The organism is Streptococcus rubneri (assembly GCF_004785935.1).
In the GTDB taxonomy this organism is placed as follows: Bacteria; Bacillota; Bacilli; order Lactobacillales; family Streptococcaceae; genus Streptococcus; species Streptococcus rubneri.
Genome location: NZ_SRRP01000002.1, coordinates 201,530 through 214,228 on the forward strand (window position 1 = coordinate 201,530; position 12,699 = coordinate 214,228).

Genomic DNA, 12,699 nt, shown 5'->3' on the forward strand with positions numbered 1-12,699 from the left:
GATTATTGATAAAAATAGTTAATAATTGGTTAAACAAAATATATAACTCGTTTAAAAATTTATAGAAATGAACCATTATAAATCTCCTCTTAAATATTGAAAAACCCATTGGCAGTGGACATACTTTAAGACTATATATTTCTGAAACTAGTTTCACAATACAAATATTGACATGCAATTATTAAGTGGTAAAATGGGGGTGAGATATGGAATGTTAACTAGAAAGGAATAATTCGGAAACTATATTGTTAACACATCCATGTAAAGAAGAAAACGTAGGTCTATGCGATATTGTATTTTAAATATTGTATGATCTGAACTAATTTAAATCTAAAGTTATTAAATAAATGAGAAATATTGGTGTGCTAACTAATTAAGTCTCACGAGTAGCTATCATACTTGATTTAATCCAAAGTCTATTTATTTTAGATAACTTTTGGAATTAAAACTAAAGAGAGGCATAGAAAGTATATGTCCCGTTAGTATTTCCTCCGCAATAAAATGTAAGCGCATACATAACAGGGCATATCTTTTTGATAACTAAAACCTTCTAGAGTTTTTTATAGAATAGAGAGGTAAAGTTTATGAAACGCTTTAAGAATGTTATTGTTCGTATTCCTGGAAGAGGAATTAGTGAGGGAATTACATCTAATCCAGAACTTGGAAAGCCTGTTTATGAAAATGCCTTGGTTCAACATGAACATTATGTTGAAGCTTTAACTAAGTGTGGCGTTAAGATTAATGTATTGCCACCAAATGACGACTTCCCTGATTCATGCTTTATGGAAGATACTGCACTTTGTACAGATAAATGTGCTATCATTTCTAGACCAGGTGCAGATACTCGTAGAAATGAAACTCAACTAGAAGACTTCCGCAAATTATTATCAAGTTTTTATTCAAATGTACATGAAATTAAAGCACCAGGTATGGTAGAGCCTGGAGATATTATGATGGTGGGAGATACCTTCTATGTAGGTAAATCAGCTCGTACAAACGATGAAGGATTTGCTCAAATGAAGGAAATTCTTGAAAAATATGGAAAAACTGTTATTCAAGTACCATTAGAAGAAGTGTTGCATCTTAAAACGGGTGTTAACTACTTAGAAGATAATAATTTGTTGGTTGCAGGTGAATTCATTGATAATCCATTATTTGAATCATTTAATAAGATAGTTGTTGACCCTGATGAAGCTTATGCTGCAAATTGTATCTGGGTTAATGGAACTGTAATTGTTCCAGCTGGTTATCCGAAAGTTCAATCTGCAGTCGAAAATCTTGGTTATGATGTTCTTGTTGTTGATACTTCTGAATATCGTAAGATTGATGGTGGTTTGAGCTGTCTTTCATTGCGTTTCTAATTAGATAAAAACTATATATGGTGGGATTAAGATTAATTTTTCCCACCATATTAATAAGGATATATACTGAAATGTATATGGGGAGGATAGTTATATGACTGAGAAAAATACTGCCCAACAAAATGTTAGTTTACTAGGATTAGTTGCTCTTACAGTTACAACAGTAATAGGAGCTGGTGTTTTTAATTTACCTCGTGATTTAGCAAAATCTGTAGCTCCAGGTCCTGCTTTAATTGCGTTGGTTTTTGCGAGTATAGCTTTTGCTGTATTCGTTTATTGTTTGAAATATCTTCAAGACCACTATCCAGATCTAGACGCAGGGATTTTTAGTTTCCCAGAACAGGGATTTGGGAAATTCATAGGATTTTTATCTTGTGTAGGATATTGGTTATCTATTGTTGTAGGTAATATCTCATTAGGAGTACTTTCAGTTAGTTCTATAGGGTATTTTATACCAATGTTCCGTGGAGGAAATAATATTCCATCTTTAGTTTTGCTGTCAGCTATTTTATGGATTTTTTACTCTATTTGTGCGTCAGGAGCTAGAAATGCTTCATTAGTAAATACTGTTATTTGGTTTGCTAAAATGATTCCAATTGTAGTTTTCATTGTAGCCTTATTATTAGCATTTAAAGTAAATATATTTAATACAGGATTATGGGAAAATGCATTTGCTTCAAATGATTTACCATCAACTATAAATGGTCAAATTGGAACAGCAATGGCTTCCACAATTTGGGTGTACGTTGGAATTGAAGGTGCATTGATATATTCTGCACGTGCAAAATCAAAATCTGATGCATCAAAAGCAATTGTCATTTCGTATATTGTGATTGCGGTAACCTATCTCTTGCTAACATTTTTAACATTTGGTGTTCTTTCTCAAGTAGAAGTTGCCGGTATGGAAGTTCCAGCATTAGGTGGAATATTAGAGGCAGTTGTAGGTAAATGGGGTGCAATACTAATGAACTTAGGTATTGCATTATCAGCCCTGGGATGTTGGTTTGGTTGTTGTTTATTCGCTGGAGAAATTCTAGACGTTGCAGCGAAGCATGAAATTGTACCTAAATTCTTTGGTGTAGAAAATGCTGTTGGTCAACCAACAAATTCATTACTTGTTTCAACAATTATTCAACAAGCATTTTTCATTACCATCATTGTTAATGAGTCAATTTATAATGTTATGGCTTTATTTGCTTCAAGTACAATGTTGGTTCCTTACTTTACAGTTAGTTTAACAATGATCAAAAAATCAATCAAATTTGATAAAGGTTTTAAATTAAATGCTCTACTTGGTTGTGTTTCGACTATTGCAATGGCGTATTTAATGTATTCAACTGGTTGGAAGTATATCATAATTACAGCGCTTCTTTTTGCACCTTGTATAATTGTTTATTATTTTGCTCGTAAGGAACACAATAAGAATTTCCTCACTAATATAGAAAAATTAATCGCTCTATTTATTGTAGCATTGGCAATCATTAGTCTAGTATTGATTTTCAATGGAACAATTGATTTATCTACTATGTAAAAGCTGAAAATAAGATAATAGATAGAAGGTGAATAAAGTGAGCTATCCGAAATTTATTATTGATAAGAAAAAATTAAAAAATAATGCAATGAATGCATTAAAAATGTGTAATAATTTAGGGATTGAAGCTGTAGGAGTAGTCAAGGCGGTCAATGGTCTCGATAAAGTTATTGAGATACTCATCGAAGCTGGTTTTAAAACATTAGCTTCATCTCGACTTTCTCAATTAAAGAAAATTAAAGAAATCAATCCGAATATTCTTACATATGATTTGCGTATCCCAATGCTTAGTGAAGTCGATGAATTGGTCTCCTGTGCAGATATTAGTTTGAATTCTTCTTTGGAAGTTTTAAAAGAACTAAATCGAGTGGCTTCTGAGCAGAATAAAGTTCATGGTGTCATAATCATGACAGAATGTGGCGATTTACGTGAAGGAATATTTGATGAAGAAGAGCTATTGAATACGGTATGCACAATTGAAAAAGAATTAAAAAATTTGCACTTATTGGGAATTGGAACAAATTTAGGTTGTTACGGTTCTATAATGCCTACTCCAGAAAAAATGATGGAACTCATTTCAAAGGCTGATAAAGTAAGCGAAGCAATCGGACGAAGGATCGAGGTCGTTTCTGGAGGTGCTTCAACTAGTCTTCCTTTGGTTGCTAAAGAGACTATGCCAAAAGGGATTACCCAATTAAGAATTGGAGATGCATTATATATAAGTGATCTAGATGATTGTTTTGATTATAAGGTGTTTTCTGATGACGATGAAGCATTCACACTACAGGCTGAGATTATCGAATTGAAGGATAAACCTAGTCATCCAATAGGAACAATTGCTGTTGATGCATTTGGAAATAAAAAAGAATATGAAGATAAGGGTATTCGACGCAGAGCTTTACTTGCGGTTGGAAGACAAGATTTAGGTGACTGTTTACATCTTCGCCCATTAGATCCAAATGTTGAGGTAATTGGTGGAAGTAGTGATCATACAATATTAGATATTACTGAAAGTGAACACTGTTATAAAATAGGAGATATTGTTAGTTTCCATGTGATGTACGAGAACTTATTGATGTTAAGTCAGTCCGAGTATGTTGAAAAAGAATATATTTAATTAGTTGTAACTCTCTGGAGGGAAACATATGCTAAAATTTGAAAACATAATTGCTAGAAAACCATGTAAAGCAATGCTTGAAGGTATCAGTACAGGCATGTTTAGCGATGATAAGCCAGTATATGAAAAAGCTGTTGATCAACATCAAGAATATGTTGAAACAATAGAAAGCTTAGGTGTAAAAGCATTGGTTCTTGATGCATTGGAAGAATACCCGGACTCATGTTTTGTTGAAGACCCCGCAGTAGTAATGAAAGAATGTGCTATTATTACTAATTCTCCAAGAGAATCGCGTAATGGCGAAAAATATGAAATAGTGCCAGCTATAAAGAAATTCTATGCTGATGAGCAAATCTTCCACATTGCAGCCCCTGGAACTATGGAAGGTGGAGATGTTATGCTTGTAGAAAAGCATTTTTACGTTGGACTTTCTGATCGTACAAATAAGGAAGGAGCCCGACAGTTTAATGAGATAGTTTCCAAATTTGGATATACTTCTTCAACAATTCCAGTTACTGAAGGTTTGCATTTGAAAGATTTTGTGATTTATCTTGAAAATAATAATATGCTTGTTAGTGCGAAAATGAATGAAGTTCCTGAGTTTCATGAATTTAACAGATTTGTGGTTCCAACAGAAGAACTATACGCTATTAATAGTTTGAATATAAATGGTACCGTACTAGTTCCTGAGGGCTACTCAAAAACTTTAGAGCATATTAAAAGTTTAGGATATCCAGTAATAGTAGTTAATACAGATGAATTTAAAAAAATTGATGGTAGTTTAACTTGTTTGTCATTACGTTTCTAGTTAGTTTGCTTTACACTCAAGTGATGAAAAATCCCTTGAGTGTTTTTGAATTATAATATATTAATCAAAAAAATAATCAGTGATCAATTGTAGTAAAGTTTATCCTGAGATAATGAGCAAAATGTATTCTTTATAGTATTGATATCAATAATGCTTTAAGAACATAAAGAAGACATGAATTCTTTGTATTATTAAATCTATCTCTACGGAAAATAGTTGTTTTTCGGAAAGTAGATTCACAATTTCTTCCAAATATAAAATTAATAAGATGCGCAGATTTTAATTAATTTGGACATTTTTTATTCTATTTATCAAAATGAATTTGTGGATGACTTCTAAAAGTAAAGATGCTATATTTATAAACTTGGAATAATATATAAAAATGATATAATAATTAAAGGAATTCTATTTTAAAATAAAAAAAGGTTGTTGCCTGTAATCATCCTTTTCTTATTATTGGACATATTATTAAGTTGTGGATTATTGAATTAAGATGAGAGATTTATCTTATTTTAACATAGTAATCCAAAACCAATAATAAGAGTATTTTTGGTTTCAAACAATAGACTTTATGTTTATTATAGTTTAGTGAAAAACTTCCTGATGTCTTGTTTTCGAGATAGGAGAATAAATGAAATTAACAAAAGTAATTATTAATAATTTTAGATCATTCGGTGAAGAGCAAGTTATTGAATTTAACAATCAAACTGTACTGATTGGGAATAACAGTTCGGGGAAAACAACTGTATTACAAGCATTGAGTAAGCTGTTTTCGGACAAACAAAGTGATAGAATAATTAGAAAAAGTGATTTTCACCTTCCAAAAGGTTCAAGGCCCGGGGAAAATGCTAGAAACCTCTTTATAGAAACTATTTTTGAGTTTGATATACCTGATGTCCCTTCCTATGATCCCGCAATTCCTTTGTTTTTCGAACACTTCACAGTTTCTCAAGATTTTGTTAAACCATTTCTGCGAATCAGGTTAGAATCTTCTTGGGAGGATGATGGAACAGTTGAAGGAAGTGTTGATACTCAAATTTATTATATTTCATCTGATGAAGATACTATTAGAGATGAAGACAAGCATCATGCTCCTAGAAAGGATTTGGATAAAATTAGGGTATTTTATGTACCTGCTTCAAGAACGCCTGAGAAGGAGATAGGTAATACTTCAGGTAGTATGTTAAGTAGGCTGGTAAATAGTATAAATTGGACCGAAGATGAGATACATGAAATTACAGATAAAATAGAAGAGTTGAATAATACTTTTTTATCTGAAACTGGAGCGTTAAGCCAGATCAATCAAGAGATTCAGAAATCATGGGAATTATATCATGAAGATAACCGTTTTTCTCAAGCAGAGTTGACTATTAATTCTTCTGAGATGGCGGCAGCCCTCAGACAGATTGCCTTAAAATTTTCACCAACAACCACTGAAGAAGCATTTACAGTTTCAGATTTAGGAGATGGACTGAGATCTATTTTTTATTTTTCACTTGTTGATTCGATACTTGATATTGAGTTGCAAATTACTAAAGACCGTGAAGAAAATCCTGATAATCCAAGATTTAAGTTGATACCACCAGTACTAACTATCTTAGCAATAGAGGAACCAGAAAATCATATTGCTCCACATCACATTGGAAAACTGGTAAAAAGGTTTAACCAGTTAAGCAATAACGACAACTCTCAAGTGATTTTGACTTCACATTCTCCAGCTATTGTAAAAAGAATAGAACCAGAAGATTTGAGGTATTTAAGAATAGAAAATAGTAGCGGAGATAGTCAAACAATTATTTCTGACATAAAACTACCGAAAGAGACTCAAGAATCTTATAAGTACATTAAGGGAGCAATTCAAGCCTATCCTGAACTATATTTTGCAAAGTTAGTAATTCTAGGTGAAGGTGACAGCGAGGAACTGTTATTACCAAAATTTTTTGATCTACTTGGGAAAGAGATTGATAGCTCTCAGATTTCAATTGTTCCTCTAGGAGGCAGACATGTCAACTATTTTTGGAAATTATTGAATGCTCTCAGGATTCCTCATATTACTTTACTGGATTTTGATAATGAAAGATACGGAGGTGGTTGGGGAAGAATTCAATATGTAATAAAGCAATTGATAATAAATGGAGTTGCTAAAGAAAGACTTGTTACTGTATCAACTAAAACCGGTGAAGACCGAGTTTTAGTTGATAATGAGATTGATGAAATAAAGGACTGGAAGATTGATAGACCTAATGAACAGTGGCTTAAAATGTTAGAAAAGTTCAATGTGTTCTTTTCTGCACCGCTCGATATTGATTTCTTGATGCTACAACATTATAAGGTTCATTATCTGAATACTTTATCCCCAAAAGAAGGACCAATTGTTTCATATACTGATTCAAATGGAGATGGTAAAAAAGTAAAATTGACTGATTTGGATTATTTTGATATATCGCAGTTTGAAGGTCTCAGAAATCGTATTGAAGAAGCAAAGAGAGCTACTTTAAAGGATAAGAGTGGACCAGGCGAAAGCTTTACTTTTGAAGAAAAAGAACTAATGATTTGGTATCAATATTTCTTTTTAGGTAGAGGGAAACCAACAACTCATATGCAATTTTTATCATATATTAGTGATGATGAATTAAGAGGAAATTTGCCCCCTGTATTTAAAAAAATGGTCAAATGTGCTGAAAAAATACTTGGAGACGTTGAAGATGGTAAAGAGTAATGAGTGGGTTCCTAAAGGAGATATCATTTTAGAAGAAGCAGCTCTAAGAACTGTCAAGGATGTTAACAATTGCTTAGTCATTGCTGGTCCAGGTGCTGGGAAAACTGAATTATTAGCTCAAAAGTTAGACTATCTTTTTTCTACAAATAAATGTATTTCTCCAAAAAAGACTTTAGCTTTAAGTTTTAAAACAGACGCTGCAGCAAATTTGAAAGATAGAGTTAAAAAACGTTATGGTGAAGAATATGCTTCTCGATTTACATCTCTAACTTATTCAGCATTTGAAAAGAGGATTTTAGACCAATTTAGAAATGTTCTTCCTAAGGAGATAAGACCATCGAAGGACTATTTGATTGAAGAAATGGAAGTCATAAAAGAGGTTCTTGATAGAAACGGATTAAATACTACTGGAATGAGGATGAATAGAATTAAGGAAATTGCAGAAAGTATTGCCTTGAGTAAGAATGATTCAACTATAAAACATGATCTGTTAAAGGGTACTCAGAATAATAAGCCAGTTCTTTTTTACAAACAAATAACAAAGTTGGCTACTCAAATAATAGCTACTAACGAATACATCTGTAAAGCACTTCAAATGACATATGAATTTGTATTTTTAGATGAATTTCAGGATACTACATATGATCAATATAATCTACTAACAGCTTGCTTTTTAGGTTCGTCCTGTAAACTGACCGCAGTTGGAGATAATAAGCAAGCCATTATGAGGTGGGCAGGGGCAAATCCTGATATTTTTCTAGATTATATTCGAGACTTTGATTCAAATGAATATCAATTATTGATGAATCATCGCGCTGTACCTAAACTTGTAGAATTTCAAAAAGAGGTTCATCAAATCTTAAATAAAGATACTAATATTTTTCAGATAAAGGATTATCCAGAATTTCAAGAGGGTGAAATAACATTATTTGAATTTGACAATGAAATTTCCGAAGCAGAGGCGATTGCGATTGATATCGAATCAAAAATTCAGAGAGGAATATGGCCGTCAGAAATCTGTATTCTAGCAAAACAAAACGTTAATAATTATAGTTCAGAATTGATACCTAGACTAAATTGTAAAGGAATAAATGCAAGAATTGAAAACGAGTATCAAGAGATTTTAAAAGATCCTACTTGTAACCTATTATTAGATTTAATATCATGTAGTCAAAGAAAACGAAGTCCTTTAATTTGGGAAAATATAAGTACTTTTTATGACAATATAAATGGAATAAATGAATTTTCTGATGAATTAGCTGTGGCAAAATCATATAAGGAGATTGACAATATAATTAGTGATATTGCTTGCCTAATTTCAAGTTTTATTCCTAACGAAGATAACATGCTAAATTTAATTGAATGTATTATTGAAAAAATAGGTGCCAATAGAATTATTTCAAACTTTTCAATATATAATGGGGAAAGTGACCTAACTACTATTGTTAAGAGTTTTTCAAAATTGCTATATAAAGATTATTCACAGTCACGAGGCGTATGGATAGATATAATATCTAATTTCAGAGGTGAAAACTCAATTCCAATCATGACTATCCATAAAAGTAAGGGATTAGAATATGAGGCAGTTTATTTTTTAGGCTTGGAAGATTCTGCGTTCTGGAATTTTGATAAACAACCAGAAGAAGATAAAAGTGCATTTTTTGTTGCGCTTTCACGAGCCAAAAGTCACCTAATCTTCACACACTGTAAATGGAGAAAAAATAACCTCCAAAATAATAAAGTTATTAATGAGATGTATTCACTTCTTAGGAATTCTAAATTAGTATCGGTTAGAACAATTGTTCCAAAATAATTATCAGTAAAGGAAATAGAAAAATAAATTTAATAGTTGTTTAAATAATTAAATATACTTCTTAATTAAATCCAATGAAATTATAAAATTAAGTTGTGATAAGTATGATTTTTATTTTTCTGAGAAAGATGACTATATTGAATACTCTACAACTGGTGTACCTAAATATTCAAGAGTTTATCTACATATAAAGATGGAAAATTTGATTTAACCCCATCAGGACCCCCAAAAATAATATATAAAAATGCTGTTTTTTCCTTTAAAAATAAATAGAAGTTGAGTGAAGGACAATTGGTCGATATCGTTTAGAGAAAACAAATTTCCCTCTTGCTATTATACTGATTCATATTTTATGAAATTAATAAGTAGATTTCGTTCTGAAAAACCTTGATATGACGCTGTTTTTTGTCCAACTGAAACCCGTACTTTCCAAACCAGGTCATACGCAAAGTTTTTATTTGTACCAAATTGAATTTTAGTCTATTTGTATATGAAATCTCATTTAGTTAAATTACCTTTAAATTCGGTATATTATTGTTGATTGTAGTTCGTTAAAACAATTAGAATGCTCACAATCGGCATTAAATGATATAAGACAAAGCCCCCTTGTGACGGGCTTTTTTTGATGTTGAATCACTTTTTGTACCAAAATTTGTACCAAAAATGACAAAGCAGCCCAAACCTTTCCCTCCTCTCTCCAGTGATCCATCGACCTCCCTTTAGCCTCAAATATTGCCTTTTGTCCCCTAGGAAATGATTGAGATTCTACCGGATAGTCAGCAAAATCGACCACTTATACAAATTACCTTGTCTCATCTAGCTCCTTTTGTTATAGTAGGATTATCAAAGAAAGCTTAGTCTTCTAGAAAAAACGAGGTAGTATCATGAAAAAATTAATCGGTGTTAGCTTTATCCTTGCTGCTCTAGCAGTCATCATCTTTAGTCTCGTAGGCTATCCTACTATTGATGCCAATCTTTGGCCCTTAGTCCCAATTGTCTTATTTGTCTTCTTTACTATTGAAAATGCACTCAAGAAAGACTACAAGTCCAGCTTGATCTGTGCAGTGATTGGCTTCATCATCGCCAATGCTATCTATGATCTTCTTCCAATATCAAACGGTGTTGTCATTACAGCTGGAGTTCTAGCCTGTGTTGGTTTAGGTTTTCTCTTGCCAGACTCACCAAAAGAAAAATAATTTTTCCTATATCATTCATTCTAAGGGCTTGGCATGAAGAAACGATTCAAACCAAGTCTTTTTAGGTCCTGTAATGGACCACTTAGGGGGTGAAAATAACCACTTATTAAAAAGGACTTGTAAGATTTTGAACAGCTGTTATAATGTTACTAACAAACGGTAAGAAAGGAGTCCTATGAAAGTTAGAATCGAATTAGATCCTGAGATGGATGAAGCAGAAATGATCATCCGGGCTCCTCGGTTAACGGAGGATCTAGCCCAGTTGCAGCAGATGATTTTAGATCGAAAAATGACGACTTTGACCTTTTATAAAGATCGCAGTGAGTACTTTGTAAATGTGTCTGAAATTCTCTTTTTTGAGACAGATGGTGAAAAGATCTATGGGCATACAAGGGAGGATGCTTACGAGGTGCGACAAAAGCTCTATGAATTAGAAGAAATCCTACCGATCACTTTCTGCAGGATTTCCAAGTCAACAATCGTCAATGCCAAGCAGATTTATTCAATAGAAAAATCTTTCTCGGGAACCAGCACAGTGAACTTTTATCAAACCCATAAACAAGTTCATGTATCTCGACATTATTATCAGCTCTTAAAAGAACGACTAAAGGAAATGAGGTAGAAAAATGAAGAAAAAAATGATTGGTATCCTTTTGATTCTGTGTGCGGTACTAGTGCTTTTACAAGGCTTCTTTGTAACATGGCAGATCAGCGTTTGGATGCTAGCCTGGGTGATATTCTTGGCTTATCTCTCTCTGACGAATTTTATGGAAAGGCAGTTTGGTTGGGGCTTCATCTACGGTCTCTTAGCTATTTTCTCTTTGAACGGCCAATACCACTTTTTGCCTATTTCAAATTCGGTGGTGGTTCTTTCTTCGGTCTTGGCTGTCATTGGCTTGAACTTCTTGTTTAAATCTCCCAAAAAAGATTGGAAAAAAAGAGGAAAAGATGCGGTTCGTGGCTTTTCTCATACTAGCTCTGGCAATGATATTGACGTCTCCTTCTCTACGGTGACCAAGTATTTGAACGACCAGAATTTTACAGGTGGAAGTGCCGATGTAAGTTTTGGAGAAGCTTCTATCTATTTTGACAATTGCCGGATGGAGGGGGCGTCTGCCCAGTTTGCGGTGGATGTTTCCCTTGGCAGTTTGAGTCTCTATGTCCCAAGTGACTGGCGGGTTCATGTCAATGTAGATAATTCTCTGTCAGCTATCCAACACCAGGAAAATCCAAGCAATTTAACCAGCAAGGACTTTTACATCGTCGGAGAGGTCTCACTGGGGAACCTAGAAATCATCTATGTAGGTGAGAATTCCTTTTCATAAGCCGATCTAAGAAAAACTTCTTCAAAGGTCTTGCCAAGAGAAAGTTTTTTTGGTAATATAGTACGGTATGTGGTGCTAGCACATCCGTAATATTAGATCTAATAGGAGGCAAAACAGAATGGCTAAAGTATGTTATTTTACTGGTCGTAAGACTGTATCAGGAAACAACCGTTCACACGCGATGAACCAAACCAAACGTGCCGTAAAACCAAACCTTCAAAAAGTAACTGTCCTTATCGATGGTAAACCTAAAAAAGTTTGGGCTTCAGCTCGTGCATTGAAATCTGGTAAAGTAGAACGCGTTTAATCAGAAATCAGGATCTCTTGGAGGTCCTTTTCTTTTGTCTCCATTTCCTTATTTATGGACATTTGTATCAACCGATAGGAGAAAGGATTCTCCCTTTTACACTCGAGCTCTTTTATGGTAAAATAGAATATAAAATACTTTTGAGGTAGAAATTATGACAGTAAAAATCAATACAAAAGATGGTCAGATTGAATTGACCGATGATGTCATCGCAACTGTTGTAGGCGGTGCTGCCACTGAAATTTTTGGAGTGGTTGGAATGGCCAGCAAAAACGCGATTAAAGATAATTTCCAAGCTCTCTTAGGTAAGGAAAACTACTCTAAGGGTGTGGTTGTAAAAACGACCGAAGCAGGAAGTATCGCGGTTGATGTTTACACTGTTTTGAGCTATGGTACAAAGATTAGCGAAGTCTCAAAAAATATTCAAGAACGTGTCAAGTTTAGTTTAGAAAACCAGCTTGGAATCACAACGGATACAGTAAACGTCTATATCCAAAACATTAAAATTGTGGGAGAATAATC

11 protein-coding genes are annotated in these 12,699 nt (G+C 33.3%); all 11 read left to right on the forward strand.

Going from position 1 to position 12,699, the window contains the following annotated elements; all coding sequences use genetic code 11:
* Positions 1–584 precede the first annotated feature (584 nt).
* Positions 585–1,361: a dimethylarginine dimethylaminohydrolase family protein gene (locus E5S68_RS09180; protein ID WP_135783286.1), complete on the forward strand. Its 777-nt coding sequence runs from the start codon at positions 585–587 to the stop codon at positions 1,359–1,361.
* Between the two features lie 94 nt (positions 1,362–1,455).
* Complete coding sequence (locus E5S68_RS09185; RefSeq protein WP_135783287.1) at positions 1,456–2,892, forward strand: amino acid permease; 1,437 nt, start codon at positions 1,456–1,458, stop codon at positions 2,890–2,892.
* A gap of 37 nt (positions 2,893–2,929) precedes the next feature.
* On the forward strand, positions 2,930–4,009 hold the full coding sequence (locus E5S68_RS09190; RefSeq protein ID WP_135783288.1) for an alanine racemase: 1,080 nt from the start codon (positions 2,930–2,932) through the stop codon (positions 4,007–4,009).
* A gap of 28 nt (positions 4,010–4,037) precedes the next feature.
* The gene (locus E5S68_RS09195; protein WP_135783289.1) at positions 4,038–4,817 is read left to right on the forward strand and encodes a dimethylarginine dimethylaminohydrolase family protein; all 780 of its coding nucleotides are present in this window, start codon (positions 4,038–4,040) and stop codon (positions 4,815–4,817) included.
* Positions 4,818–5,448: 631 nt separating this feature from the next.
* Complete coding sequence (locus E5S68_RS09200) at positions 5,449–7,536, forward strand: AAA family ATPase (RefSeq protein ID WP_135783290.1); 2,088 nt, start codon at positions 5,449–5,451, stop codon at positions 7,534–7,536.
* The gene (locus E5S68_RS09205; RefSeq protein WP_135783291.1) at positions 7,523–9,349 is read left to right on the forward strand and encodes a UvrD-helicase domain-containing protein; all 1,827 of its coding nucleotides are present in this window, start codon (positions 7,523–7,525) and stop codon (positions 9,347–9,349) included. The genes E5S68_RS09200 and E5S68_RS09205 overlap by 14 nt, the downstream gene beginning before the upstream one ends.
* Positions 9,350–10,233: 884 nt before the next feature.
* Positions 10,234–10,545, forward strand: a complete 312-nt coding sequence (locus E5S68_RS09210; RefSeq protein ID WP_135783292.1) for a LiaF transmembrane domain-containing protein — start codon at positions 10,234–10,236, stop codon at positions 10,543–10,545.
* A gap of 175 nt (positions 10,546–10,720) precedes the next feature.
* Positions 10,721–11,167, forward strand: a complete 447-nt coding sequence (locus E5S68_RS09215; RefSeq protein ID WP_135783293.1) for a LytTR family DNA-binding domain-containing protein — start codon at positions 10,721–10,723, stop codon at positions 11,165–11,167.
* Positions 11,168–11,171: 4 nt separating this feature from the next.
* Entirely contained in the window at positions 11,172–11,870 is a 699-nt protein-coding gene (locus E5S68_RS09220) for a LiaF transmembrane domain-containing protein (RefSeq protein WP_135783294.1), read from the forward strand.
* A gap of 118 nt (positions 11,871–11,988) precedes the next feature.
* Entirely contained in the window at positions 11,989–12,177 is a 189-nt protein-coding gene (rpmB, locus tag E5S68_RS09225) for a 50S ribosomal protein L28 (RefSeq protein WP_001140948.1), read from the forward strand.
* Between the two features lie 154 nt (positions 12,178–12,331).
* Positions 12,332–12,697, forward strand: coding sequence for an Asp23/Gls24 family envelope stress response protein (locus E5S68_RS09230; RefSeq protein WP_125335808.1), 366 nt, complete (start codon positions 12,332–12,334; stop codon positions 12,695–12,697).
* Positions 12,698–12,699: the final 2 nt, after the last annotated feature.

Excerpts from the sequence above, each read along its gene's own strand:
- E5S68_RS09180 (WP_135783286.1), top strand. The coding sequence starts at position 585 with ATGAAACGCTTTAAGAATGTTATTGTTCGTATTCCTGGAAGAGGAATT.
- E5S68_RS09185 (WP_135783287.1), top strand. The coding sequence starts at position 1,456 with ATGACTGAGAAAAATACTGCCCAACAAAATGTTAGTTTACTAGGATTA.
- E5S68_RS09195 (WP_135783289.1), top strand. The coding sequence starts at position 4,038 with ATGCTAAAATTTGAAAACATAATTGCTAGAAAACCATGTAAAGCAATG.
- E5S68_RS09200 (WP_135783290.1), top strand. The coding sequence starts at position 5,449 with ATGAAATTAACAAAAGTAATTATTAATAATTTTAGATCATTCGGTGAA.
- E5S68_RS09205 (WP_135783291.1), top strand. The coding sequence starts at position 7,523 with ATGGTAAAGAGTAATGAGTGGGTTCCTAAAGGAGATATCATTTTAGAA.
- E5S68_RS09210 (WP_135783292.1), top strand. The coding sequence starts at position 10,234 with ATGAAAAAATTAATCGGTGTTAGCTTTATCCTTGCTGCTCTAGCAGTC.
- E5S68_RS09215 (WP_135783293.1), top strand. The coding sequence starts at position 10,721 with ATGAAAGTTAGAATCGAATTAGATCCTGAGATGGATGAAGCAGAAATG.
- E5S68_RS09220 (WP_135783294.1), top strand. The coding sequence starts at position 11,172 with ATGAAGAAAAAAATGATTGGTATCCTTTTGATTCTGTGTGCGGTACTA.
- rpmB (WP_001140948.1), top strand. The coding sequence starts at position 11,989 with ATGGCTAAAGTATGTTATTTTACTGGTCGTAAGACTGTATCAGGAAAC.
- E5S68_RS09230 (WP_125335808.1), top strand. The coding sequence starts at position 12,332 with ATGACAGTAAAAATCAATACAAAAGATGGTCAGATTGAATTGACCGAT.